Origin of the sequence: Pseudarthrobacter chlorophenolicus (assembly GCF_000962805.1) — a bacterium.
GTDB lineage: Bacteria > Actinomycetota > Actinomycetes > Actinomycetales > Micrococcaceae > Arthrobacter > Arthrobacter chlorophenolicus_A.
Window position 1 is genome coordinate 1 of record NZ_JZTW01000029.1, and the last position, 26,235, is coordinate 26,235.

Genomic DNA, 26,235 nt, shown 5'->3' on the forward strand with positions numbered 1-26,235 from the left:
GGTGGAGGCCAGGGTCGCTGGTTTGAAGGCGAAGGCCGCGGTGGCGTATGCCGAGAGGCCAGCGCGGTGGCGGGCCCGGTGGTACCGGCGCATTCGCAGGAGATGTCGGCCGCGGCGGAGGTCGGCTGCGTCCTGGCGCTGGGTCCGCGGGCCGCATCATCGTTCCTGGCCACCTCCCACGCCCTGGTCGCCACACTGCCGCTCACGTTGGCCGGGCTGCAGGCAGGGGCGCTGTCCTGGGGGCACGCGGTGGTGATGTCCGACGAAGCAGCCGGTCTAGACACTGTGGGCGCCGCGGCGTTGGAAGCGCATTTCCTGAACCCGTGCGCCCCGGACGCGGCGCGCGGTTGCCCGGTCGGGGAGTTGCCGGCGCACCGCTTCCGGGTCAAGGCCCGCACCTGGCGCGAACGCCACCACGCCGAGAGCATCTAGGCCCGGCACGCCAAGGGTGTGGCCGAGCGGCGGGTGAAGTACCGGCCGGACCGCGACGGGATGGCCTGGCTGTCCGCGTACCTGCCGGCCTGCCAGGCTTCGGCGGTTTGGGACCGTCTCACCACCGAAGCCCGGTCCCTGCAAGGCACCGACGACCCGCGCACCCTCGCCCAACTCCGCACCGACAACTACGCCGCAGCCCTGCTCGCCACCTACCCCGCACCCGGCGCTACCAACCGCACCCGCCCGGACAGCGACGGCTCCGGCACCATGGCCGGCACCATGGCCGGCGCCGCGGCTGGTGCCGTTGCCGGCGGGGTGTCTGCACCGATCCGCGCCCAAGTCCTGGTCACCGTCCCGGTGTTCTCGCTGATGGGCCTGACCGATGAACCGGCCATCCTGGACGGGTACGGCCCCATCCCGCCCTCCATGGCCAGGGCGTTGGTGGCCGAAGGTGCGGGGTCGTTCTACCGGGTGCTGGTGGACCCGCGGGACGGGGCGCCGCTGGAAATCGGGCGGACCGGTTACCGGGTCACCGGCGCGATGCGGGCCTGGCTGCGGATGCGGGATGGTAAATGCCCGTTCCCCGGCTGCAGCAACCATTCCCTGGACAACGACGCCGACCACATCCTCTCCTGGGCCAACGGCGGCACCACCGGGATCAGCAACCTCGGCCAGCCCTGCCCCAAACACCACAAACTCCGCCACACCACCGGATGGAAACCCACCCCCGCAGGCCGGAACAAACCACCCGGCTGGACCTCACCCAGCGGCCGGCACTACACAAGCGAACACCAGGACTGGGAACCACCCCACCGTCCGAAACAGCTGGGAACGATTTTGATACCGGGCGGCCACCCCGGCGGCCATCCACAACGTGCATGCACAGGACTATCGCCGGCAGAAGAAGTCTTCGAATGGGTGCTTCGACCACCGGCGTAGCAGCGCCGACACCCACAAGGCGAATGACTGCGATGGCTGCCCCACGCGCTCACGTCAGTTGTGCGCTGCAGGGGTATTGATCAGGGAGGGCATAGTGCCGGGGAGCGCACTCTGCTTGGCTCCGCTACTCCGGCGCGTTCCCCGCAGCTTTGCGTGCTGCTGCTTCGATTTCGGTGCGGTGGGCAGCCCATTCTTCCGGCGTCCGTGCGGTTAGGTTGGGGTCGCCGGGGCGCTGGCCTGCCGTCCCGTCGATCAGTTCGCGGAGGATGTCGGCGTGGCCCAGATGGTGCGCCCGCTCGGCAACCATGTGGACCAGGATCTGGTGCAGTGTCACCTGGCGGCGCTCCTCCGGCCACCACGGCACGGACCCTCGAGCGTCGAGTGGCAGGGCCTCAATGGTCGCATCGCTGTGCTCGCCGGCGAACCGGTGCAGCTCCACGATGTCATGCAGTGATTCGTCCGCAGCCACCCACATGTCCGCATCGGGAAGGGCGTCATCGTCCAGCCATGGCAGGCGGCGTCCGCTGGGCCGATCAAAGACCACGCCGAAGTAGTCGAGCTCAACGCTGGCCACATGCTTGACCAGGCCCAGCAAGTTGGTGCCGGTGGGTGTCAAAGGACGGCGGCAGTCGTATTCGCCCAGCCCATCAAGCTTGCCGAGCAAATTATCCCGCCGGACCCGAAGGTACTGGTGCAGTGTCTCTTTCTCATCCATGCAACGCACCCTACCCACGAATGCCTGCGTGTCCGCTCCTTGCCGGTAGACCGTCGATGCCCCGTCACACGGCGCGGCAGACGAAAACCATGATGGGCGCGTCATCAGCAAAGGGTGTACGGATCCAGTCGCCGTATGTCGCTTCAACGGCAAAGCCCGCTTCCACAAGATCACGGGTGATGGTGGTGCGGTGGCGGAATGCCAGGAGCTGCGTTTCGTGGATGGATTCGCCGGTGGCGGCAAACGTGGTGGACGTCTGAAGTTTCACGACTCCGGGTGCCGGTGCGGAGACAGTCCTCCGCTCGATCATCGGACCGTGCAGGCTGTCCCTTCGCTTGTCCTCGAATGCCCAGTTGTCCCAGCCACGCACCGCCGGATTCCGGCTTTCGAAGGCCAACGTTCCGCCGTGCCTCATTGCCTGCCGGAGATCCCTGAGTGTCCTGGACCAGGCTGCGCCGGGAATAGCCTGGACAACGTTGCCGGTCATGACGGCGAAGTCGTACCCCGTCCCGGGGATGCTTCTGCTGTCGCCCACCACCCAGTCAGCCTGCGCAGCACCCGGCCGGTTGCGGGCGAAACCGATCATCGACGTTGACGGGTCAACTCCCACCACCGTGCGGGCCGCGGAGGCAAGAGTGACAGTGAGGATGCCTGTGCCGCATCCCAAATCCACCACGTTCCGGGCGCCCACTTCGTCGGCCAGGCCGCGGTAGAAATCATGGTCGGGCCCGTCCGGATTGTCCTGGTCATACACATCTACGAGGCGCGGATCGTAGTCAGTCATGCAGGCCAGCCTAGGCCATGGCCTGCCTGTTTTCTGGATTCCCCTTGTCCGGTATCCCAGACAGTTTCCCGAGAAGCGTCTACTGGGAGGCCAAAAGGAAGGTGCATGCTTGAGTATGGGATCCCGGACACGGCCGGACCCCGCTGAAGGGAGTGCGGATGGTTGCCATGGACACGGTGCCGGGGGCAGCGGAACAGTCGGTGCACGGGGCCAGGCCGGCGTCGAAGGTGCCTGCCGCCGAGAACACGCTGCGAATCCTCAAGCTGCTGGCTTCCCGCCGCGGCCCGATGGCCGCCTCCCAGATCGCCTCGTCGCTGGGACTGCCGCGCTCCAGTGTCTACCACCTGCTGGGTGTGATGGAGGCGAACGGTTTTGTCCTGCACCTCCATGAAGAGCAACGGTATGGCCTGGGGATCAGCGCCTTCGAACTGAGTTCGGCGTACTCACGCCAGGAACCGCTGTCCCGCCTGGGCCGGCCCCTGCTGGCGTCCCTGGTGGACGCGTTGGGGGAGAGCGCCCACCTGGCTGTCCTCCACGGCCGGGACGTGCTGTACATCGTGGAGGAACGGGCCAAGAACCGCCCGTCGCTGGTAACCGACGTCGGGGTTCGGCTTCCCAGCCACCTCACTGCAAGCGGTCGGGCCATCCTGGCTGCCCTCCCGAAATCCCAGGTCCGTGCGCTCTACCCCAACGCCGCCGCGTTCACCGCCAGGCACGAAACCGAATCGCCCATCATGAAGTATTCGGCGCTCTCCTCGCACCTGGACCAAGTGCGGCAGCGCGGTTACGCCACGGAGCACGGCGAGGTGACCCCCGGCTTCGGCTCCATCGCCGCTGCCGTGACGGACCACCTCGGCTGGCCCACCGCCGCCGTGGCGGTGACCTTCCTGGAGGAAAAGCTCGCCGCGGACTCCTGGCCCGTCCTGGCCGCACGGGTGCAGAAAGTGGCCGACGAGCTCTCCGTCCGCATCCACGGACGGCCCGCCACATAACCACCGTTGTCCTATCACTTTTTGTCCCTAAAACCTGGTGTTAGGGACTAAAAGTGATAGAGCAACGCGGGGTGATGGGCTTGTCTGGAATCCCGGACAGCACCACCGCAAAACCCCTGTAAGGCCCGGCCCCAAAGGGCTTTAGTTGATACAGAAGAACTTTCCCATCCCGGACTCACACAACCAGACACACGATGAAAAGGAGCCATCATGGCACCCGCCGATTTCACCACCGGTGCCCGCCCGGTCAAAGCAGCCCGCGGCACTGAGCTCACCGCCAAGTCCTGGCAGACCGAAGCGCCCCTGCGCATGCTGATGAACAACCTGGACCCCGAGGTGGCCGAGCGCCCCGATGACCTGGTGGTCTACGGCGGCACAGGCCGAGCCGTCAGGTCCTGGGCAGCTTTCGACGCCATCACCCGCACCCTGGAAACCATGGAAAAGGACGAGACCCTCCTGGTCCAGTCCGGCAAGCCGGTGGGCGTCTTTCGCACCCACGAATGGGCGCCGCGGGTCCTGCTGGCCAACTCCAACCTGGTGGGCGACTGGGCCACCTGGCCCGAGTTCCGCCGCCTCGAAGCCGAAGGCCTGCTGATGTACGGGCAGATGACCGCCGGTTCCTGGATCTACATCGGCACGCAGGGCATCCTGCAGGGCACCTACGAAACCTTTGCCGCCGTCGGACGCAAACTCCGGGACGCCAGTCAGAACACAGCCCGCCATCCCGCACCCGCAGGCGAAGGCTCCAGCGAGGGACCGCTCGCCGGAACCCTGACCCTGACCGGCGGCTGCGGCGGCATGGGCGGCGCACAGCCGCTCGCCGTCACCCTCAACGACGGCGCCTGCCTGATCGTCGACGTCGACGAAACCCGCCTGCGCCGCCGCGCCGGCAAGCGCTACCTGGACGAGGTGGAAACAGACCTCGACGCCGCCATCGCCAAAGTGCTCAAGGCCAAGGAAGAGCGCCGCGGCTGGTCCGTGGGCTACGTGGGCAACGCCGCCGAGATCTTCCCGGAACTGCTGCGCCGCCACAAGGCCGGCGAGCTGACCGTGGACGTCGTCACCGACCAGACCAGCGCCCACGACCCCCTGTCCTACCTGCCGGAGGGCATCTCCGTGGACGAATGGCACCGCGAAGCCGAGGCGGATCCCGAAGGATTCACCAAGAAGGCCCAGGCCTCGATGGCCCGCCACGTGCAGGCCATGGTGGAATTCCAGGACGCCGGCGCCGAGGTCTTCGACTACGGGAACTCCATCCGCGATGAAGCCCGCAAGGGCGGCTACACCCGGGCCTTCGAATTCCCCGGCTTCGTCCCCGCCTATATTCGCCCCCTGTTCTGCGAAGGTCTCGGCCCCTTCCGCTGGGTGGCGCTCTCCGGCGACCCGGAGGACATCCGCGTCACCGACGAAGCCATCAAGGAACTCTTCCCCGAGAACAAGCACCTGCACAAGTGGATCGACGCCGCCCAGGACCGGGTGGAGTTCGAGGGCCTGCCCGCCCGCATCTGCTGGCTGGGCTACGGCGAACGAGCCAAGGCCGGGCTGCTGTTCAACCAGCTCGTCAAGGACGGCAAGGTCAAGGCGCCCATCGTGATTGGCCGCGACCACCTGGACTCCGGCTCTGTCGCCTCCCCGTACCGCGAAACCGAAGCCATGGCCGACGGTTCGGACGCCATCGCCGACTGGCCCCTGCTGAACGCCCTGCTCAACACCTCCTCGGGTGCCACCTGGGTGTCCATTCACCACGGCGGCGGCGTCGGCATCGGCCGCTCCATCCACGCCGGCCAGGTCTCCGTGGCCGACGGTACGGACCTCGCCGCCGAAAAGCTCGAACGCCTCCTCACCAACGATCCCGGCATGGGCGTCATCCGCCACGTCGACGCCGGCTACGACCGTGCCGCCGAGGTCGCCAGGGAACGCGGCGTCCGCATCCCCATGAACGAGAACCGGTGATTGAGCTTGTCGAAATCAAGGTTTCGACAAGCTCAACCAACGCCACAGGCTCAACCACAGAAGCAGGAACTCCCATGACCGCCATTACCCACGAACCGCTCACCGTCACCCTTGGATCCGCCGGCGTCACGCCTGAGGATGTGCTCGCCGTCGCGCGCCATAACGCCAAGGTGACCATCTCGCAGGACGCCCTGGACACCGTTGCCAGGGTCCGCGCGCACATTGACGGCCTCGCGGCCAGCGACATCCCGGCCTACGGCATTTCCACGGGCTTCGGCGCGCTGGCCAACCGGCACATCCCCAACGACCTCCGCACCCAGCTGCAGAAGTCGCTGATCCGCAGCCACGCCGCCGGCATGGGGCCGGCCGTTGAGCGGGAGGTGGTGCGCGGCATCATGTTCCTGCGCGCCAAGACCCTGGCTTCCGGCCGCACGGGCGTCCGCCCGGTGGTCCTGCAGACCATGGTGGACGTCCTCAACGCCGGCATCACGCCCGTGGTCCGCGAGTTCGGCTCGCTCGGCTGCTCCGGCGACCTCGCGCCCCTCTCGCACTGCGCCCTGGTGCTGATGGGCGAAGGCGAGGCGGAAGGGCCCGACGGCGTCCGCTACGGTGGGCGCGGTGAGGAACCTGTCGCCGGGCTGCTGGCGGAGCACGGCATCGAGCCCGTCGTCCTCGCCGAGAAGGAAGGCCTGGCGCTGGTCAACGGCACCGAGGGCATGCTGGGCATGCTGCTGATGGCCATCGCGGACCTTCGCCGGCTGCTGACGACGGCGGACATCACCGCCGCGCTCAGCGTCGAGGCACTGCTGGGCACCGACCAGGTGTTCCTGCCCGAACTGCACGCAGCCCTGCGGCCGCACCCGGGCCAGGCCGCCAGCGCGGACAACATGCTGCGGGTGCTCTCCGACTCCCCGATCGTTGCGTCCCACCGGGTGGGGGACTCCAAGGTCCAGGATGCGTACTCGCTGCGCTGCGCACCCCAGGTGGCCGGGGCCGTTCGCGACACCGTGGACCACGCTGAGCTGGTGGCGTCCCGCGAGCTCGCCGCGGCCATCGACAACCCCGTGGTCCTGCCGGACGGGCGCGTCAGCTCCAATGGAAACTTCCACGGCGCCCCCGTGGCCTACGTCCTGGACTACCTGGCCATCGCCGTGGCGGACCTCAGCTCCATTGCCGAGCGCCGCACGGACCGGATGCTGGACCCGGCGCGTTCCCACGGCCTGCCCGCCTTCCTCGCCGCCGACCCCGGCGTGGACTCCGGCCTGATGATCGCCCAGTACACCCAGGCCGGCCTGGTCTCGGACAACAAGCGGCTGGCAGTGCCCGCCTCCGTTGACTCCATCCCCAGCTCCGCCATGCAGGAGGACCACGTGTCCATGGGCTGGCACGCAGCCCGGAAGCTCCGCAAGGCTGTGGAGAACCTCCGCAGGGTCCTGGCCATCGAGCTGGTCACCTCCGCCAGGGCGCTGGACATGCGCACCCAGCTGTCCGGCGGCGCCCTCACACCCGGGCCGGCGGGCACCGCCGTCGTGTCCGCGTTGCGCGCCGTGGTGGACGGTCCGGGAACGGACCGCTTCCTCTCACCGGAACTCGAAGCGGCTGACCGCCTGGTTTCCTCGGGCGACGTGCTCAGGGCGGCCGAATCCGCCGTCGGATCACTGGCCTGATACCGAAGAATCTTCAGCGTCTGCGCACTCCGCGTCCATCAGTTGGAATTTTGGCCGACACGGCGGCCGGTGGCACGCGGAGTGTAGTAGAACTGAAGGTGTAGTGAAAGTCACACCGAAGACGCTGTGACGGCAGAACGCATACAAAGGGGTAGTAGTTCAAATGAAAGCACGTGGGGCAGTCCTGTCGAGGCGCCATGCCCATTCCGCCGCGGTATCCGACTGGAAATCACTCCAGGTTGGCGACCATGTCGAGATCATGAAGCATGCGCATGTGGTAGCCGCCGGTGAGGTGGAAGAAGTATCCCAGAGCGGGAACGTCCTGTGGCTTGTGCCGGCCGGCCCGGCGGAGAAGCAGCTCTTCCTTAAATCCGACGGCGTGCAGGTGCGCCGCAGCTAGCAGCAAGGCCCGCACTACGGAACGGACCAAACGGAATCCCCGCCCACTGCCTCACGGCAGGGCGGGGATTTCGCTTTTAAAGTTTGTGTGCCGGCATTGGCGGCAGCGGCGCTGTCAGGCTGCGATGGCCTCGAACGTCTGGCCGAACGGCACCGACTCGTCCAGGGCCACCGTGTAGCGGCCCGGGTAAAGGCGGGTCACCAGGATCCCGCAGGAAGCATCCTGCGCTGCCACGCCGATCAGCTCTGCAACTGCGTTTTCCAGTCCGGCGTGGACCTCGCTGGCACTGGAGAATTCCAGGTCAATGGATCGGTTCGCGGACGCGTCGGCAAGGCCGGAAGCGGCGGGACGGCGTTCCAAGGTGGCTGTACTCATGTGTTGCACTTTCTGTTTTTTTGCCTGAAGCTACAACAGTTTACCGGCTGGCCGCCCAGATGTCAGATGTCTGTTCTCTGATTGCCGGTCATAAATCGCCGGTTCACGGTGCGCTGCGGCAATCGGCGACGATTGGTGCGGGGCACGGAGCACCCGGCCCGCAACCCGCCATCAAAGGAGATCCGCCATGAAAATCATGCGCCTGGGCAACGCCGGCGAGGAGCAGCCGGCAGTACTGGTTCCCGCAGCGGACGGCACGGACAGATACTTCAGCCTGCTGCCCCTCACCTCGGATGTGGACGGCGGATTCCTTGCCGCCGGCGGCCTGGACCGGGTGCGGAATGCGCTGGCAGCGGGGGAACTGCCACTCTTGGAGAATGCGGAGGGCCTTCGTATCGGCGCTCCGCTGGCCCGGCCGGGCTCGGTGGTGGGCATCGGCATGAATTACGCGGCCCACGCGGCCGAATCCGGCTCCGCGCCGCCGGAAATCCCCGTAGTGTTCCTCAAACCATCCAACACTGTCACCGGACCGTGCGATCCTGCCCCCATCCCGCCGCACTCCGGGAAATACGACTGGGAAGTGGAACTCGGCATCGTGATCGGCAAGGAAGCCAGCTACCTCACGTCAGAAGAGGAAGCCCGGGAGTGCATCGCCGGATACGTCACGGCCAACGACCTTTCCGAACGCGAATACCAGATCCCGGGGGCAGCGGGCCAGTGGACCAAAGGCAAGTCGCTGCCCGGGTCCACGCCGCTGGGGCCGTGGCTGGTTCCGGCAGGGGATGTGGACGCCGGGAACCTTGCCCTGGGCAGCTGGGTCAACGGGGACGTGCGCCAAAATTCAAACACAGGGGGACTGATCTTCAGCCCCGCCACGCTGGTCCACCACTGCAGCCAGTACATGCGGCTGGAGCCCGGTGATGTGATCATCACCGGGACTCCGGAGGGGGTGGCGCTGAGCGGCCGCTTCCCCTACCTCCAGCCGGGGGATGTGGTGGAGGTAGAGGTGGAAGGGCTGGGCCGCCAGCGCCAGGAGCTGTACCGCGCGGGCGCGTAGCGGTGCCGCCCGCAACGGGTCGACTGCGAGGCGCAGAGGTAGGCTTTCAAGTCATGGGTGCCTCTGGGGTATCTTGAAGACCCTTCGCTGTTGTCATGCCCAAAGGTTGTAGCAGTGGACTTCTGGTCCTCACTGAGCGAACACCACGGAGTCCCCCTTGTCATTCAGGGGGCCAAGCGTATACGTCGAATAGTAAAACCCGTACTGAGCTCCGGCATAGTTTGGGTGTTCCCAAATGGCGACCCTGCACTGCTGAATAGCGGACATGGAACTTGCCCGATCGTGCCAACCGTAGTTTCCTAGGTACGGGAAGCCGTAGGAGTATCCGCGACAAGGGTAATCAACGGTATTCGCGGTGAAGTAGAGGGTCCCGCCCGCAAAGTAGTTGTCGTCATATATATAGCCAAGAATATGAGTCGAAAGCGTCGCGGTTTCGAGGGTGCTGGTATCTTTCTTTTCAAGGCCCCGAACAGGCAAGCCTGTCTTTCCGGTGATGAATTGCTGGATGTCCGTGCCCCGGGGGGCGCACTCCATCTTCTGTGTTTCATAGCTGATAAAGCATTCACTCTTTGTCGGGCCCGGGTTCAGAGCTGCTTCCGCTCGACCCGCAGCATGAAGACCACTGATGGCTAGAAGAAGGACGATCAAAAGGGCTTGCCGGGAAGCCGCTACAGGTTTCCATAACTTCATCATTCTACCTCCGTCGAATTAAATCACTCTACTTCTCCGAATTTTGTTGACAGTCGCAGTTTGGCTTGTCCATAGAGCGCTGTATTAAGGCGAGGCGGCGGCTTGTATTCGTGGACGAGAACACTTGGATTCCCTTTTGCGCGCCTAGCTTGTCCAGCATTGTTCGGCGCCCATGGCCCCTGCTCGTGTACGCCTGCAATTCGATTCACTAGATGCTTACTGGCGCCTCTGAGGGTCCGTCTTGGGGAGTACTCTTATTGATTCGCCGTCCGCGAAGGGGGCGGCGTCTAAGGCCGTCCGCATTCCTAAAACTAGATCGACTGACAATGCGTCGCCTTCAGTCACGGCTAGGGAAGGAATGGGCGATACACCACTTCGGAGCCTTGTGCGCGGTCAACGCGTTTTCCATGCATCCCCCCAGTTCCAACATTTATAAATTCGTGTCGCTACTTCGTGGTTCTGAGAACGCGCAGACCGTCCTCGAGAGCAGGCAAAAGCTAAAATCTTTAGGGAGTCTACGGAATTACAATGGGTTTGGGAAGGGAACGCGTTGAGTCATAACAAAATCTCCGGCTAGCCGGACACGTTGCCTCTTTTGAAAGGCTCCGCCAAGCGGTGTGGTTTCCGGTGGTGGCGGCGGTTGCAGGCCACTCCCGTCTCCCATGGAGCTCACGATGGCCCAGTGGCAAGCTGTGACAAAGAGGAAGGTCCTCGCCTATCCAGGGGCTGCTCGGGCCGGCAAGTCAAGGATCCTGGACGAGCTGGTAGATCTGACCCACCGGCATCGCGACCATGCTAGGGCCGCCCTGGTGTTGAAAATTGGTAGGCCGCGGCCGGGTCAGACTGACACCGGTTTAGGGCCCGGAGCTGCTGCCGGCATTAGTCACACGCTGGGCCGTGCTGCCTGCCCGGCGGCAGGTTGCTTGCCCCGATGCTGCCTGCCCTGGTGCCACTGCTGCGCCGCGACGGGGAGCCTGAGCTACCGATGAACAGGTTGTGCTGCTCGTGCGAGCGCGGCGACCATCGATCGGAAACTTGCGCCCGAACGGGCGAGACTGCATCCGCGGGCCGGTCCCACACGAAGCCGGGCTCACAGCTGACGTCCCAGATCCCGATCCGAACTGGACGACGCCGTCCGTATTTTGTCGAGATCGACCTCATCGGTCAGAAGGCGGGACAGCTTCGGCTTGTTCTACTGCGCCCTGATCGTGACCGATGCTTGCGCCGGGTGGACGGTGAACCGGTCGGTGCGGAACAAGACCGCCGAATGGATCTTAGAGGCACTTGAACACGTCACTGCCGTGTTCAATTCCCGATCATCGGTTCCGAGTCAATCAAGGGGCACCTGCTGGCCTACTGCCACGCGCAGCAGATCACCTTCACCCGTTCCCGGCCGGGCACCAAAACGACGGCGGGCACGTGGAGCAGAAGAACTGGACCGGGTCTTCACCGACTGCCTGCTACCCAAGGCAGAGGCGGTCTCCAAGCAGCGCCGCGGGGCGAAAGTCAACAAGAAGCGCGACGCACCCGCCACACCTCACCAGGGCACCATTCGGCACAAACGGATGCATAAATGCTGGGTCATCCAGATGAATGCCACCTTCGAAGGCATCAAGCCCGGGGCCCTCTCACGCCAGATCCCGGCCCTCACCGCCGAGCTGGAGAAACTGGCACTGGCCACAAGCCAACACCACTGAAGCCCAACCCCGTCTGGAACAACTAGGCAACCGGAAGCTTCTCAACGGGCAACAAACGCGCCATCTGTAAAATTCAAATGAGGCAACGTATTACCCTTCCCGGAAGTCTTGCAATGAAGCAGCAGGGGGTGACCACGGCATGCCATGACCTCGCGGTTCTGGATGGCCAGTAACCAGCGCTTTGTTGATAATTCTTAGTCCCTTTGCAAGGAACCTATCTCCGACTACTCTAAGAGCGGTACCAAGCTAGTTAAGTAACTGGGGTTATGACTTACAGGCAAGGAGAATCAAGAATGAAAACTCTAATGCGGAAGACTTTGGCTGTGTTGGCCGCAACCGTGACCGCGGGTGCGGTCCTGCTACCGGCTTCGCCAGCGAATGCTGCAACGGTAGACGGTCTATTTTTTAATGGGGTAACAGGGAATTACGAGGGTACCTACACGTATATCGACTGTCTGGGCTGTAGTGATGACGGCGCGGTAACTGTTTCTAATGCAAGTAATGGTTATCACGTGCGGGTGCGACTCTACGCCAACGGATATACCTATCTCAGTGTCAACCTTCCTGATGGCTACTACGGCAAGTGGCATGCTGGTTACCCGCCTGCTGGTGCGTCTATCCGTCTAGAATTTTGCACATTGAACTCTAGCTACCAAGTAGTTGGGTATTGCACGGATCGTTGGACAACAAATAAAACGTACTAACAATCAGTGAATATATATCTAGGGGCCGTCTCCACTTTAGCGACGGCCCCTAGAGCTATATAAATGACAACCTCGAAAAATCCTTGCGTCGGAATGAGCTTGGGAGTGAGCTGTGCAAGTGCATCAATCGGGCGGGTTTTTGACCTATGAGCAACCGCGCGTCGGGTTCGGATCGTTCGCTTTCACACCAGAAATCTTTTGCGATTTCAGTGCTCCGCCGCCGCTGCTAAAGTCCTCCTTTGAGGCAATGTTGCTGGAAGTCCGGCTCAAATACGGGGTGGGGCGGCCGGAACGCAGGTACCTGCCCAAGGCATGATGCCGTCCCCCATCCTGGAACGCAGCGCGGTGGGGGCGCAGGTCAGCGGAGCAGCGTGTCCACCAGCCGTGCGGCAACGCGGGCGGTGCGGTGGTCAAGGTCGAACTCCGGGTTCAGTTCCGCCACATCGCAGTGCAGGAGCTTCCCGCTCCGCGCAACCTGCCGGCACACTGCGCTGATGACCGGCAGCGGAACGCCGTAGGCTGCGGGCGCGCTGACGCCGGGTGCTACCGACGCCGGAAGCACGTCCAGGTCGATGGTCAGGTACAGGACATCGATGCCGTCGAGGAAGGACGCCACGAACGCCTCCACCCTGTCCGCTTCGCAGTCCTCGTCCAGCAGGTAGCGGACCCCCAGGCGGTCCGCGGTATCGAACAGGGCCCGGGTGTTGTTGGCTTCGGAAATCCCCACGACGGCGTACCGGAAGTCCCTGCCCGCACCGGCTTCCGCGTGGGCCATCTGGAGGAACGGGGTCCCGGAACTGGGAACGGGTTCGTCCCGCAGGTCGAAGTGGGCATCGAGGTTCAGGACCCCCAGCCGGCCGCCGTTCCGGACGGCACCGGACCCGCTGACGCCGAGGTAGCTGGCGTAGGCGGTCTCGTGGCCGCCGCCCAGCACCACCGTCAGGTGGCCGGCATCAAGGAGGGCCGTCACAGCACTGCCCAGCCGGGCCTGCCCGCCTTCCAGGTCCGGACCAGGAACCGTGACGTCGCCGGCGTCGTGCACTGCCCGGTCCAGGTGGAATGCCAGCGGTCCCAGCGCCTTGCGGATCGCGGCGGGGGCGGCGGCCGCACCCGGGCGGCCCTTGTTCCGGCGGACTCCTTCGTCGCTGCAGAACCCCAGCAGGACTGCCGGCGCGCTGGCAGCCGGGGCGCCCGGAGGGCCGTCGTGGCCTCCCGCCGACGTGCTCGCGTAGGGTTCCACCGCCTGCCACCAGCGCCGGTGCTCCGGCCCGTCGCCGTCGAACCTGCCGGTCCAGGCGCTGGGCGGGGTGTCGATGCTCGGAGCTGTGGATGCCATGGTCCAAGCTCACCGCATGGCCGGCGCGAAAGTGAGCAGGACCGCCGCGGTCCTGTCTGGAATGCGAGAATCCCGGGCCGGGCAAGCAGATGCCGGAAAGCAGGGTGTCCGGAGAACAGGGTTCCCGGACAGCAGGGGCTAAGGTGGAGCATCCCCATTCCGGGACGCATCACGTGGTCTGCGCCTGCCCGGCGCACGAAAAGCCGGAGAACTGCACGTGTTTGAAGCCCCCAACATCCTTTTCGCGGCAGCTGGAGTGGCAGTATTCGTGGCCGCGGTGCTGCCCAAGCTGCTGCGGAACATGCCGTTTTCCATGCCGATGGTTTTCCTCGGTGCCGGGATGGCGGCCTTCGCCCTGATCCCCACCCTGCCCAGCCCGGATCCCGTAGCTCACGGGGACTTCGTCCTGCACCTTTCGGAAATCTGCGTCATCGTTTCGCTCATGGGTGCCGGGCTCGCCCTGGACCGCCCCGTGGGACGCAGCGGATGGTCAACCACGTGGCGGCTCCTGGGCATTGCCATGCCCCTGTGCATCGTGGTCCTGACCCTGTTGGGGCTGTGGTTCCTGGGGCTTGGCCTGGGTGCTGCGCTGCTCGTGGCAGCCGGCCTGGCGCCCACGGATCCGGTCCTGGCGTCGGAAGTGCAGGTGGGGGAGCCGGCTGACGACGAGGAGGGCACAGGCAAGGAAGACGAGGTGCGGTTCGGCCTCACTTCTGAGGCCGGGCTGAACGACGGACTCGCCTTCCCTTTCGTCTACCTCGCCATCGCCATCAGCATCGCCGGCGCGGACCCGGCGGCGTGGTTTCCCCAATGGTTCGGGCTGGACGTGCTGTGGAGGCTGGCCATCGGCCTGCTGGCCGGGTTCCTGACCGGAAAGCTGCTGGCCCGCCTCTTCTTTTCAGCCCGGAAGGAAAGCCTGCGGCTGTCCAACCACTCGGAGGGTTTCGTGGCCCTGGCCGCCACGTTCCTGGCGTATGGGCTGACCGAAATGGTGGAGGGCTACGGGTTCATCGCCGTCTTTGTCTGTGCCGTAACCATCCGGGCCGCCGAAAGGACGCACGGCTACCACCGCGTCCTTCACTCCTACGTGGAGCAGCTGGAGCGCCTTATGACGGTGGTTATCCTGGTGCTGCTGGGCGGGGCCATCGCCCGCGGACTCCTGTCCGGGATGGGCCTGGCCGAGGTGCTCGTGGCCTTGGCGTTCCTGCTGCTGGTCCGCCCGCTGGCGGGCTGGCTGAGCCTGCTTCGCGGCAAGACCGGCCCCCGGGAAAGGATTGCCCTGTCCTTCTTCGGCATCCGCGGGATCGGTTCGCTGTACTACCTGTCCTACGCGCTTGGGAAGGGCAGTTTCCCGGGGCAGGCGGAATGGCTGTGGGGCTTCGTTGGGCTGGTGGTGGCCATGTCCATCGTGATCCATGGCGCCACCACCTCGCCCCTGATGAACCGGCTTGACCGGCTGCGGGAAAGGAAGGCCCGGGCGGTGTCCGGCGACGAAGGGCTGGCACCCAACACGCCGGTCTGAGGGACGGTGGGTTAGAGCATGCCCAAGGCGGCCTCGATGGGGCCGATGGCGAAGAACAGCAGGAACGCTGCGGCCACGGCCCACATGAGGGGGTGGATTTCCCTGGCCTTGCCCTGGACGGTCCGGATCACCACGAAGCTGATGAACCCTGCGCCCAGGCCGTTCGCGATCGAGTAGGTGAAAGGCATCAGGGCGAAAGTGAGGAACGCCGGGATGGCGATGCCCCAGTCCTGCCAGTCGATCTTGCCTACCTGGGACACCATCATGAAACCGACCACCACCAGGGCGGGGGCCACTGCCTCGAACGGAACCAGGTTGATCAGCGGCGTAAAGAACATGGCCACCAGGAAGAGCAGCCCTGTGACGATCGAGGCGATGCCGGTCCGGGCGCCTTCGCCGATGCCGGCGCCGGCTTCCACGTAAATCTGGTTGGAGGACACGGACGCACCGCCGCCCACGATCGCGCCCAGTGCATCCACCTGGAGGACGCGGTCGACGTCGGGAATGTTGCCGTGCTCGTCCACCGTGCCGGCTTCGTTGGCCAGGCCCACCATGGTGCCCATGGCGTCGAAGAAGATGCTCAGCAGGATGACGAAGGCCAGGAGCGTGGCGGCCACGAAGCCCAGGTGCTCGAACGCGCCGAACGGGTTTGCCTTGCCGATCAGGGACAGGTCCGGCGCGGCCCACTCGGAGAACGCGGGGGACACCAGGGACCAGCCCTGCGGGTTGAACGGCTTGTCCGGGGAGACGCTGGGGCCGATGTGGAGGGTCATTTCCAGGGTGACGGCCAGCACGGTGGAGGTGATGATGCCGATCAGGATGGCGCCCTTGACCTTGCGGACCACCAGGGCGATGGTGAGCACCAGGCCGAAGACGAACACAGCAGTGGGCCAGCCCAGCAGCTTGCCGTCGAAGCCCAGGCCCACGGGGACGGTGGTGCCGGCAACGTCGGGGATGCGGCGGACGAAGCCCGCGTTAACGAGGCCGATCAGGGCGATGAAGAGGCCAATGCCCACCACAATTGCCGTCTTGAGCCCGTCCGGCACGGCTTTGAAAACGGCGGTGCGGAAGCCCGTAAGGACTAGGATGAGCATTGTCACGCCGGACAGCACCACCAGGCCCATCATGTCCGGCCACGTCAGTCCGGGGTTGGTGGCCACGGTGACCGCCACGAATGCGTTGACGCCCAGGCCGGTTGCCAGTGCGAACGGGTGCTTGGCCCAGGCGCCCATCAGGATGGTCAGGATGCCGGCAACGAAAGCCGTTACCGCGGCCACGGCGGTGAACCCGAGGGTGTTGCCGCTGGAGTCCGCCCCGGAAAGGATGAGCGGGTTCAGCACCACGATGTAGCTCATGGCGAAGAAGGTGGCGAACCCGCCGCGGATCTCGCGGGAGAGGTTGGAACCGCGTTCGGTGATCTTGAAATACCGGTCCAGGGCAGAGCCTTGCTTAAGCATTAGTCCTCCGGGGAATGATGTGGGGATACCTGCATCCTATTGGGGAGGCGGCGGGACGGCCGCCAATTTCCCCTAGTCTGTAAGGAAGCCAACACAAGGAGCAGTGCACCATGCGTCCCTTCCGCCATCTCCGCGCCCTTCTGCTGGGAGCAGCCGTCCTGGCCGCCTCGCTGGGCGTGGCCGGTCCGGCAGCCGCCCACGACGCCGCAGAATCGAGCAGCCCGGCCCAGGGGGCGTCAGTCCCGACGCCGCCGGGGAAGGTTTCGGTGACCTTCAACAACAAGCCGCTGGGCATCGGGGCATCAATCTCGGTCAAGGATGCCGCGGGTGCCGAATGGGCAGACGGTGCGGTGGAGATCGTGGACAACGTGGCGTCGCAGAAGCTGCGCCCGGGCGGCCCGGCCGGTGCGTACACGGTGGCTTGGCGGGTGGTCAGCTCCGATTCGCACCCCATCGAGGGGACGTTCACGTTCACGGCAGCCGCGGCGGCGGAAGGGACCGGCGCGGCAACGGGCGGTGCCGTTACGACGCCGGGCGGAGCCGTACCGGGGGCGGGCACCGCCCAGCCCGGCGCCACAGCGCCTGCCGAGCCGGCAAGCTCGGGGCAGCCGTTCCAGTGGAGCATCGTCATCTTTGCGGTGGTAGCGGTAGGCCTGCTGGTTGCGTTGGCTGTACTGGCTAAGCGCCGCCTTTCCGGCGGCGGCGATGAGGAATCGGACAGCGAGTAGGAACCCCTCTCCCGGCCGCTGCTGCCTCCCGGCGCGTTCGGCAGGCCGCTAGCAGGGCAGCATGGCCAGGCTTCCCGTTGCCGGGAAGGCCGTGCTGTCCGGGTTGACCTTGGCGGAGATGGCCTGGCCCACGGTCTTTGCCTGGCGCAGCACCTCTTTGGGCGACGGCGTGATCAGCTCTCCCACGCCCACCAGGTAGATGCCGATGGCACGCATGGCGGCGGCGAGGTTCCGGCCCACAGCGATGCCAAAGTCATTGATCATACGGCGCAGCTGGCTCTGCGCGCAGCGGGTGAGGACAATATGGTCCGCCACCAGCACGCCGGTGGGGGTATGTACTTCCCACTGCGGGGTTGCTGCGGTTTTCGGGGTGCCGTCCACCTGGGTCAGCTGCACGGCCCGGGTACTGCGGATATCGACATCGTGGCTTGCGGCGTAGTTGCGGAGGTGGCGCAGGATTTCGTTGCGCTCCTGGAGCGTCGCGGAATCTGCCGTGTCGATGCGCTGGAGCGAGGTGGTGACTGCCGGTGGGGTGGCCCCGAAAGTGTCCAGGCCGTCAACCACGATGGAGTCGATACCCCGGCGGCGCAGCTCGGCCGCCACAGCGAGTCCGGACAGCCCGGTGCCAATGATCACGGTGGTGGTCTGCTCGGTCCCGGCATTTCCAGGCATGTTTGACACTGCTGTTTCCCTCCTTCGACATTTCTGCAGGTGCTGGCGTCATCGCCGGCGGGCGCGGTCCCGTTGCCCCAAATGCAAGGCCGCACAGTGGTCCCGGGCAGCCGTCGAACGGAAGTTACTGTCGGCGTCCCGGACCAACAATGTCCAGAACACTACAGAACAAAACCGGCCATGGATAGCCCAAAACGTAAACATTCTTCAGGCGCTGAACACGCTTTCCGGAAGGGTGTGGAAAAACTGTGGATAACCTGTGGATTCGGGACCTGAGCAGGCTTGCTATGGTCCTTCGGACGCGGAATAGTGAGAACTGGAAGCGGTTCTCGGCCGCGCAGTTCCGGCAGCGGCCGGAGGTGCACGGGGAGGGTTCCACTTTCTGGCAGAATGGCCGGAACATTAGGCAGTAGCGCAAGGAGGCGGCCCCATGGGCGCACAAGAGTTGCATCCGGACCCGGCGCGGGATGGTGGCGGCACGTCCGCCGCACCCGAAGGAATCGTCGTGGGCGTGGACGGCTCCGACCATGGCCAGTGCGCTCTCGTGTGGGCCGCGCGCGAGGCGCAGCGCCGCCGTCGTCCACTGCACATCGTGACTGCGTACTCCGTGCCCATCTTTGCCGCCTCAGGCCTGGACGGCGGCTACGCCACGGTGGACGATTCCGTCATCCGGGAGGGTGCGGAAGCCATCGTGAAGCAGGCCATGGAGAAGGTGGCAGGCTACGGCATCGACGTCAGCGCCTCGGTTGAGAACGGCGATGCCTCGGGTGTCCTGCTGGAAATGTCCGAAACCGCCGAACTCCTGGTCTTCGGGACCCGCGGCCGCGGCGGCTTCGTGGGCCGGCTGCTGGGATCCGTGAGCAGCGCCCTGCCCGCGCACGCGAAATGCCCCACCGTCACCGTGCCCCTCATCTGCTCGGACCGGCTGGGTGAAACCACGGAGGACAGGCGGGTCCTGGCCGAGCAGGCCAAGTCCGGGCACCAGCTCGTGGAGAACGTTGTGGTGGTGGGCGTGGACGGGTCCGAGCAGGCCCGGGTTGCGGTCTTGGACGCCGCGGACCAGGCGGAACGCCTCGGCGCAAAGCTGCGGGTGGTGTGCGCCGTTCCCCAGTACAGCGGTTCGCTGGCCTGGGTGCCCGCGCCCATGGACCGCAAGGCACTGTTCGCTGAAATCCAGGTCACGCTGGACGCCGGCATGGCCTGGCTGCGCAGCCACTATCCCGGCCTTGACGCCGAATCCGAACTGAAGGATGGTTCGCCCGTGGACGTCCTGGTGGGGGAGAGCCGGCACGTTGAACTGGTGGTCGTCGGCACCCGGGGACGCGGCGGGTTCACCGGCATGCTCCTGGGCTCCACTTCGGACGGTGTGCTGCACCACGCCAAGGGACCGGTCATGGTGGTCCCGGACCACGCGGATCCCCGCCTGGCCGACAGGCCCAGGTTCGGACCCATCCTGGGCGACGCCGACGCCGCCTGATCCCGCCGCGGCCGGGCCCGTCAGTTACTGACACGTGGAGGCGCCATCATGCAGCACCCGGACTCTCCCCAGGACGGGACCGCTGCCGCGTCCGGCGCGGACCTTGTGGTGGAGCTGCGCCGCCTCAGCGCCGGTATGCTCGCGCGAGTGGGTGGCAAGGCCGCCAATCTTGGCGAACTGTTGGCGGCCGGCCTCCCCGTGCCGGAGGGCTTCTGCCTCACCACGGAGGCTTACCGGCTGGTGACCGGGGCTCCGGATGCAGTAAATCCGGAGTTGGCAGCCGTCCATGCGGCCCTTCGGACGGCGCAGGGCGGGCCCGGCCAAGCGGACAGCGCAGCCCCGGAAACTCCCGCGCTGGATATTCCTGCCCTGGCCGCGAAGGCCCGTGCCGCCGTCGTCTCTGCGCCGCTGCCGCCCGAGGTAACCGCCGCCGTCGAACGCGCCTACGGGCAGCTGGGGCCGGACGTGCCGGTGGCCGTCCGCTCGTCAGCCACCGCTGAGGACCTGCCCTTTGCCAGTTTCGCCGGGCAGCAGGACACCTACCTGAATGTCGTGGGGGCCGCGGCCGTCCTGGATGCCGTCCGGAACTGCTGGGCGTCGCTGTGGACGGACCGGGCAACCACCTACCGGGCGAGCCTGGGCATCGATCCCGCCGAGGTGGCCCTGGCGGTGGTGGTGCAGCGGATGGTGGACGTGGAGACGGCCGGGGTCCTTTTCACCGCCAACCCCGTAACGGGCCGCAGGAACGAGGCTGTCATTGATGCCAGCCCGGGCCTGGGGGAAGCCGTGGTGTCCGGCGCAGTGAACCCGGACCACTTTGTGGTTGACCCGGCGGCCGGACGCGTCATGGAGCGGCGGCAAGGCGACAAGAGGATCGCAGTCCTGGCCCTTCCCGGAGGCGGCACCCGCACTGTGGACGCCGCGGACCACGCCGGTTTCTGCCTCACCGACAGGCAAGCCGAGGATCTGGCCCGGCTGGGCCTGAAGGCAGAGCAGCATTTCGGAGCTCCGCAGGATCTCGAATGGGCCATCAGCCGCGGCGGCGCGCTGTGGCTCACGCAGTCCCGGCCCATCACCACCCTGTACCCCGTCCCCCGCCGCCGGGACGGTGCCCCCGGGACCCGGGGGTTCCTGTGCTTCAGTCTCGCCCAGGGACTGACCCGGCCCATCACTCCGATGGGCCGCGCCGCCATCCGGCAGATCGCGTCGTCTGTGGCGCGGACAGCGAAAATTCCAGTCGCCGACCTCCGCGAGGGACCCCCGGCGTACGCCGACGCCGGGCAGCGGATCTTCATTGACTTCACCACCCCCATCCGCAGCACCGTGGGCCGGGCAATCCTTCCCCGGGTGTTCGACGTCATGGAAGCACGTTCCGCAACGGTGATGCGCAGGCTTTTCGATGACCCCTCGTTCGCCATTACGCTGCGGACGCCCCTGCCGCTGCTGCGCCGCATCCTGCCAGCCGCAGTCCGTGCCGGCCTGCCGGAAACAGTCCTCCGCGGCATCTTCCGCCCGCAGGCCGCGCTCCGGCGCCTGGACCGGTTCACTCGGGACTTCGAAGCCGCCCTCGAATTCGACCACGGTGCCACGGGGCGAGCCGCGGCCGGGCCCTCAGCCAGGGACCGGCTGGCGCACGCCGAGGGCCTCCTGCAGCGGCGGCTGTTCACCATCGTTCCCGCCATCCTGCCCCTCGCTGCCCTGGGCTTCGGCATGCTCGGAGTGGCGGGAAAGCTGCTCGGCGGAAACCGCTGGGAAGACCTCCAGGGTGTGCTCCGTGGGCTGCCCAACAACGTCACCACAGACATGGACCTCGAGCTGTGGCGGCTGGCTGCGGCCATCCGGGACGATCCGGGGTCGCGTGCATTCCTGGCAGGGAAGGACACGGCGGCGCTGGCAGCAGCGCACCGTGACGGCGGCCTTCCGCCACGCCTGGAGGCCGGGCTGAGCCGCTTCCTCGACAGGTACGGGCACCGCGCCGTTGCCGAGATCGACGTCGGCATGCCCCGCTGGTCCGACGACCCCGCCCATATCCTGGGGGTCCTGGCGAACTACCTCCGGCTCGAGGACCCGGACCTCGCACCCGACGTCCAGTTCAGCAACGCCGCCGAGGCCGCCGACGCCCAGGTGGAACGGCTGGCTGCCGAAGCACGCACGCGGGGCCGGATCCGGGGCGCCCTGGTCCGCGCCGCCCTGCGCAGGGCCCGGCTTTTCGCAGGGCTCCGGGAACTGCCCAAATATCACCTGGTGCTCGGACTGGCAGAGGTGCGCCGGCAGCTGCAGCATGTGGGGGCGGACCTCGAGGCGGCAGGAACCCTTGACCAGGCTGAGGACATCTTCTTCCTCGACTTCGCTGAGGTAAGCGCGGCCCTGGGCATGGCCGCCGGAGGCGGTGCAGGAACCGTTGCCGCTGCCGAAGGGCCCGGGCTGCGCGCACTGGTGGCGGAGCGCCGGGCCGACTATGGCAGGGAGCTTGGCCGGCGGCACATTCCACGGGTGCTGCTCTCGGACGGGACTGAGCCGGAGGCGGTACAAACAGCTGCCGGCGGCATTGCCGAAGGTGCCTTGACCGGAAGCCCTGCCTCAGCCGGGACTGTCACCGGAGTTGCCAGGATCATCCTGGACCCCGTGGGAGCACACCTCGAGCCGGGCGAGATCCTGGTGGCGCCATCCACCGATCCCGGGTGGACCCCGCTGTTCCTGACCGCGGGCGGGCTGGTGATGGAGATGGGCGGAGCCAACTCGCACGGTGCCGTGGTGGCCCGCGAATACGGGATCCCGGCGGTAGTGGGGGTGCCCGACGCCACCGGAAGGATTTCCTCCGGGCAGGAGATCACGGTCGACGGCGGCGCCGGAACCATCGTGCCCTCGTAGTCTTCCGTCCGGGTTCGTCGCGGCACGGCGCCGGTGGCGCCCGCTCCCGGAACCGGTCCGGGCAGCCCCGTGTGGCGGGACGCGGACAGGCGTAACCTTGAGCTATGGGCTCCGAGGCCACGGGCACCGACTCAACGTTCCAACCGCACGGCAAGCGACGCGGCGGCCGCAATTGGCCGCGATGGTTGCCTGCCCTGGCAGTGCCGGCGGTGATCGCCGCGGCCGCTCTCGCCGGGACCCTGCCGGCAAACGCCGGTGACCCGCTCCCGCAAAAGACACCCGCGGAAGTGCTGGCCCTGGCAGCCGCGCACCACGCCCAGGCCTTCTCCGGAACCATTGAACAGTCCTCGGACCTGGGGCTGCCCGCCCTGCCTTCCACAGGTGCCTCCTCTGACCCCGCGTCCGCCGGCGGCGCCGCGTCCGTGGTCGAATTCCTGTCAGGACAACACACCGCCCGCGTCTACCTGGATGGTGCCACCAAAGCCCGCATTCAGGTGGTGGACAGGCTTGCCGAACGCGATATTGTCCGCCGGGAAAGCGACGTCTGGTTCTACTCCTCCAAGGACAACTCGGCCGCCCATCTGACCCTGCCGGCCCACGCCGCCGACCTGCCGCTTGCCGCGCCGCAGACCCAGGGTGAAGACCCCGCTGCCCCCACACAGTCCGGTTCACCGTCGGAATCCATGATTCCGACGCCGGAGGACCTCGCCCGGCACCTGCTGGAGAAAGTGGACGCCAGCACTGCCGTCACGGTGGGAGCCGACGTGGATGTAGCCGGGCGCTCGGCCTACAACCTGCTGCTTGAACCCCGATCCGACGCCACCCTGGTAGGCCAGGTGGCCATTGCCGTGGACGGCGAAACCGGCATGCCCCTCGCCGTCCAGGTCACGGCGCGCGGCGCCGGAACGCCCGCCTTCCGCCTCGGGTTCACCGCCCTGTCCCTGGAGGCGCCGGACGATGCCCTGTTCACGTTCTCCCCGCCTCCTGGCAGCACTGTGAAGGAATTGCAGGTGCCTGGTCCCGGGCAGGAGACCTACGGCGGTCACACCCCCGGCGCACACCAACTTGGCGACCCCGCCGGAGACGGCAAGGGCTCCGAACATCCGTCCGTCCTGGGACAGGGCTGGGAAACCATCCTGCGGCTGCCTGCCGCGGCAGCGGGCGCCCCGGACGCCAATTCCTTCCTGGCGGATCCGCTGCTTGCCCAGGCCGCCGTCGTCGTTCCCGGCGGGCGGCTGGTGTCCACGGCGCTGCTCAACGTGCTCATCACCGATGACGGCCGCGTTTACGCGGGCATGGTTCCGCCGGACAGGCTTCAGGCCGCCGCTTCGACGGCCCCATGAACCCGGACGCTCCGGGGGCGCAAAGCGCAAGTTCCGTAAGTTATGGGCTGACCATCGAGACCCATGGTTTGACCAAGAGGTTCGGCCGTCAAGTGGCTGTGGACGGCGTGGACCTGGCAGTGCCGCCCGGCTCCGTGTTCGGCTTCCTTGGGCCTAACGGATCCGGGAAGACCACCACCATCCGCATGCTGCTGGGCCTTGCGTCGGCCTCGGCCGGGACGGTGAACCTGCTGGGGATGGAGATGCCGGGACGGTTCCATGAGGTGCTGCCGCGCGTGGGGGCGCTTGTTGAGGGCCCGGCGTTCTACCCGTTCCTGTCGGGGGTCGCGAACCTTCACCGGCTGGACGCTGCCACACGCCACACGGTGCCGGCAACGCGCCGGGCGCGGGTGGACCGGGCGCTCGACCAGGTGGGCCTGGCCCACGCCGCCAACAAACGGGTGCACGCCTATTCGCTGGGCATGAAGCAGCGCCTGGGGATTGCTAACGCACTGCTGTCTCACCGGGACCTGCTGGTGCTGGACGAGCCCACCAACGGGCTGGATCCGCAGGGCACCCGGGAAGTCCGGCACCTGGTCCGCTCCCTGGCGCAAAACGGCACCACCGTCTTCGTCTCCAGCCACCTCCTGGCCGAGGTGGACCAGATGTGCACGCATGCTGCCATCATGAGCGCCGGGAAGCTGGCGGCCCAGGGTTCCCTCGCTGAGCTCCGCCGGGCCGGCAGCGCCAGGGCCCGCCTCCTCACGCCGGACGCGGCGCAGGCCAGGAAAGTGTTGGCGGGCCTTGGGTTGAACTGCGAGACCGGCGACGTCCAGCCCGGAGGGGAGACCCTGCTGGCTGCCCTCGCGCCCGCAGCCGGTGCCTCGTCAGCGCGGATTGACGGGTCCCCGACGGCCCGGTCCGGGGAAATCCTCGCGGAGGACATCGTGGCGCAACTCGTGGCGGCCGGGGTCCGGGTCCGGGGTTTCGCCGTGGAACGCGAAAGCCTGGAGGACCGGTTTGTCGCACTGACAGGGGAGGGGTTCGACGTTGCCCAGTAGCATCCCGGCGGACATCCCGGGTTCGGCCCAAACACAGAAAGCGGCCATGCCGCGCTGGTCCGGACTCTCATTGATGCAGTCCGAGCTGAAGGTCCTGTTTGGCCGCCGGCGCACGTGGGCACTCCTCCTTGCCCTGGCAGCAATTCCCATCCTGATCGCGGTGGCGGTGCGGCTTTCCTCCGGCGTCCCGTCCGGCCGGGGCCCGGCATTCCTGGACCGCATCACGCAAAACGGGTTGTTCGTGGCCTTTACCGCCATGCTGGTTTCCGTGCCATTGTTCCTGCCGCTTACCGTTGGCGTCGTGGCGGGCGACACTATTGCCGGTGAAGCGAGCATGGGCACGCTGCGGTACCTGCTGGTGGCTCCCGCCGGGCGCGTGCGGCTGCTGCTGGTCAAGTACGCGGCGGCGTTGGCGTTCTGCGTCGTGGCGCCCCTGACGGTGGCGCTGGCCGGCGCCGCGATCGGGGCTGCGCTGTTCCCGGTGGGGCCAGTCACGCTGCTGTCCGGTGATGTCATCCAGCCGCCGGAGGCCGCGGTCCGGATGCTCCTGATCGCGGCGTACATGGCGGTGTCCCTGGCCGGGTTGTCGGCCATTGGCCTGTTCCTGTCCACGCTGACGGTGGTTCCGGTGGGCGCCATGGCAGCCACGGTAGTGATTTCCGTGGTGTCGCAGATAGCGGACCAGTTGCCGCAGCTGGAGTGGCTGCACCCGTGGCTGTTCAGCCACTACTGGCTGGGCTTCGGCGACATGCTCAGGCAGCCGGTCCTCTGGGATTCATTCGGCAGCAACGCGCTGCTGCAGGCCGGCTACATTGCCGTGTTCGGTGCGCTCGCCTACGCCCGGTTCACCACCAAGGACGTCCTCAGCTGACGGGCCGGTATCCCTTCAGGGGTGCTCAATACCTCGCCACGAAGGGGTGCAGCTGCATCCCGGCCATGGAACTGAGCTGGGTGACGCCGATTCCCTCCTGCGGGTTCAGTGCCTGCACCACCTGGCCGTGCCCCAAGTAGATGGCCACGTGGTAGAAATCCGGTCCTGAGCCCCACACCAGGAGGTCGCCGCGGCGGGCCTGCGAGAGGGGCACGTGGACGGGAGCAGCAGCGTACTGCTGGCCGGCGGTCCGGGGCAGGTACTTCCCGGCGGCAGCGAAGGCAGTCTGCACGAGCCCCGAGCAATCGAAACCGGTGGGTCCCGTGCCGCCCCACTGGTAGAAGTACGGCGAACCGACCTTGCTGAGGGCCACGGAAATGGCCGTTTCGAGGGTGGCGCCGCCGGTAGCTGGGGGAGCCGGTGCCGGTGCCGGTGCCGGTGCCGGTGCTGGAACCGGGGCGGGTGCGGGGGCCGGTGCTGGAGCCGGGGCGGGTGCGGGGGCCGGTGCTG

General features: G+C 66.7%; 20 protein-coding genes and 1 pseudogene. 13 read left to right on the top strand and 8 right to left on the bottom strand.

Translation table 11 applies throughout. The features are described 5' to 3' along the window. The first annotated feature begins 1 nt into the window (after window position 1). A pseudogene (locus UC32_RS19225) lies at window positions 2-1,374 on the top strand (HNH endonuclease signature motif containing protein). Window positions 1,375-1,498: 124 nt separating this feature from the next. Here the strand turns inward: UC32_RS19225 and UC32_RS19230 are convergent. Continuing rightward, the gene (locus UC32_RS19230; protein ID WP_045732779.1) at window positions 1,499-2,089 is read right to left on the bottom strand and encodes a DinB family protein; all 591 of its coding nucleotides are present in this window, start codon (window positions 2,087-2,089) and stop codon (window positions 1,499-1,501) included. Window positions 2,090-2,153: 64 nt separating this feature from the next. Beyond that, on the bottom strand, window positions 2,154-2,873 hold the full coding sequence (locus UC32_RS19235; protein WP_045732780.1) for a class I SAM-dependent methyltransferase: 720 nt from the start codon (window positions 2,871-2,873) through the stop codon (window positions 2,154-2,156). Between the two features lie 167 nt (window positions 2,874-3,040). Here UC32_RS19235 and UC32_RS19240 point away from each other — a divergent pair, with 167 nt between their 5' ends. From UC32_RS19240 to UC32_RS19255, 4 genes are all read left to right on the top strand, one after another. Next, window positions 3,041-3,865, top strand: coding sequence for an IclR family transcriptional regulator (locus UC32_RS19240; RefSeq protein ID WP_045732796.1), 825 nt, complete (start codon window positions 3,041-3,043; stop codon window positions 3,863-3,865). Between the two features lie 210 nt (window positions 3,866-4,075). After that, window positions 4,076-5,818 (top strand): urocanate hydratase, encoded by a 1,743-nt coding sequence (locus UC32_RS19245; RefSeq protein ID WP_045732781.1) that lies wholly within the window; start codon window positions 4,076-4,078, stop codon window positions 5,816-5,818. 74 nt (window positions 5,819-5,892) lie between these two features. Next, window positions 5,893-7,485 carry a histidine ammonia-lyase gene (gene hutH / locus UC32_RS19250; protein WP_045732782.1) on the top strand — a complete coding sequence of 531 codons (1,593 nt, stop codon included), beginning with the start codon at window positions 5,893-5,895 and terminating at the stop codon, window positions 7,483-7,485. Between the two features lie 163 nt (window positions 7,486-7,648). Next, the gene (locus UC32_RS19255; protein ID WP_045732783.1) at window positions 7,649-7,885 is read left to right on the top strand and encodes a hypothetical protein; all 237 of its coding nucleotides are present in this window, start codon (window positions 7,649-7,651) and stop codon (window positions 7,883-7,885) included. 114 nt (window positions 7,886-7,999) lie between these two features. Here the strand turns inward: UC32_RS19255 and UC32_RS19260 are convergent, their stop codons facing one another. Then, window positions 8,000-8,260, bottom strand: a complete 261-nt coding sequence (locus tag UC32_RS19260) for a hypothetical protein (RefSeq protein ID WP_045732784.1) — start codon at window positions 8,258-8,260, stop codon at window positions 8,000-8,002. A 187-nt stretch (window positions 8,261-8,447) separates the two neighbouring features. Here UC32_RS19260 and UC32_RS19265 point away from each other — a divergent pair, with 187 nt between their 5' ends. Beyond that, window positions 8,448-9,317, top strand: a complete 870-nt coding sequence (locus UC32_RS19265; protein WP_045732785.1) for a fumarylacetoacetate hydrolase family protein — start codon at window positions 8,448-8,450, stop codon at window positions 9,315-9,317. 129 nt (window positions 9,318-9,446) lie between these two features. Here UC32_RS19265 and UC32_RS19270 read toward each other — a convergent pair whose 3' ends face one another. Then, a complete protein-coding gene (locus tag UC32_RS19270; RefSeq protein ID WP_152642670.1) occupies window positions 9,447-10,010 on the bottom strand; it encodes a hypothetical protein in 564 nt (187 codons plus the stop codon). Between the two features lie 2,756 nt (window positions 10,011-12,766). Beyond that, window positions 12,767-13,744: a formimidoylglutamase gene (gene hutG, locus UC32_RS19275; protein WP_045732787.1), complete on the bottom strand. Its 978-nt coding sequence runs from the start codon at window positions 13,742-13,744 to the stop codon at window positions 12,767-12,769. A 217-nt stretch (window positions 13,745-13,961) separates the two neighbouring features. Between hutG and UC32_RS19280 the strand changes: the two genes are divergently transcribed. Further along, a complete protein-coding gene (locus UC32_RS19280) occupies window positions 13,962-15,266 on the top strand; it encodes a cation:proton antiporter (protein WP_045732788.1) in 1,305 nt (434 codons plus the stop codon). An 11-nt stretch (window positions 15,267-15,277) separates the two neighbouring features. Here the strand turns inward: UC32_RS19280 and UC32_RS19285 are convergent, their stop codons facing one another. Then, complete coding sequence (locus tag UC32_RS19285; protein WP_045732789.1) at window positions 15,278-16,723, bottom strand: NCS2 family permease; 1,446 nt, start codon at window positions 16,721-16,723, stop codon at window positions 15,278-15,280. 110 nt (window positions 16,724-16,833) lie between these two features. Between UC32_RS19285 and UC32_RS19290 the strand changes: the two genes are divergently transcribed. Beyond that, window positions 16,834-17,451: a copper resistance CopC family protein gene (locus UC32_RS19290; RefSeq protein ID WP_045732790.1), complete on the top strand. Its 618-nt coding sequence runs from the start codon at window positions 16,834-16,836 to the stop codon at window positions 17,449-17,451. A gap of 48 nt (window positions 17,452-17,499) precedes the next feature. On the opposite strand, the gene UC32_RS19295 is transcribed toward UC32_RS19290, so the two are convergent. Beyond that, complete coding sequence (locus UC32_RS19295; RefSeq protein ID WP_045732791.1) at window positions 17,500-18,123, bottom strand: FAD-dependent monooxygenase; 624 nt, start codon at window positions 18,121-18,123, stop codon at window positions 17,500-17,502. Window positions 18,124-18,553: 430 nt separating this feature from the next. On the opposite strand from UC32_RS19295, the gene UC32_RS19300 reads away from it, so the two are divergent. The 5 genes from UC32_RS19300 (at window position 18,554) to UC32_RS19320 (ending at window position 25,725) form a co-directional block, all read left to right on the top strand. Continuing rightward, window positions 18,554-19,600, top strand: coding sequence for a universal stress protein (locus UC32_RS19300; protein WP_045732792.1), 1,047 nt, complete (start codon window positions 18,554-18,556; stop codon window positions 19,598-19,600). 48 nt (window positions 19,601-19,648) lie between these two features. Next, a complete protein-coding gene (locus UC32_RS19305; protein WP_045732793.1) occupies window positions 19,649-22,471 on the top strand; it encodes a PEP/pyruvate-binding domain-containing protein in 2,823 nt (940 codons plus the stop codon). 104 nt (window positions 22,472-22,575) lie between these two features. After that, on the top strand, window positions 22,576-23,814 hold the full coding sequence (locus UC32_RS19310) for a LolA family protein (RefSeq protein ID WP_235423710.1): 1,239 nt from the start codon (window positions 22,576-22,578) through the stop codon (window positions 23,812-23,814). Continuing rightward, window positions 23,811-24,854: an ABC transporter ATP-binding protein gene (locus tag UC32_RS19315; protein ID WP_045732794.1), complete on the top strand. Its 1,044-nt coding sequence runs from the start codon at window positions 23,811-23,813 to the stop codon at window positions 24,852-24,854. The genes UC32_RS19310 and UC32_RS19315 overlap by 4 nt, the downstream gene beginning before the upstream one ends. A 46-nt stretch (window positions 24,855-24,900) precedes the next feature. Next, complete coding sequence (locus tag UC32_RS19320; RefSeq protein ID WP_045732795.1) at window positions 24,901-25,725, top strand: ABC transporter permease; 825 nt, start codon at window positions 24,901-24,903, stop codon at window positions 25,723-25,725. Between the two features lie 25 nt (window positions 25,726-25,750). Here the strand turns inward: UC32_RS19320 and UC32_RS19325 are convergent. Continuing rightward, a partial coding sequence (locus UC32_RS19325) for a C40 family peptidase (RefSeq protein ID WP_161797271.1) occupies window positions 25,751-26,235 on the bottom strand: 485 nt, incomplete at its 5' end.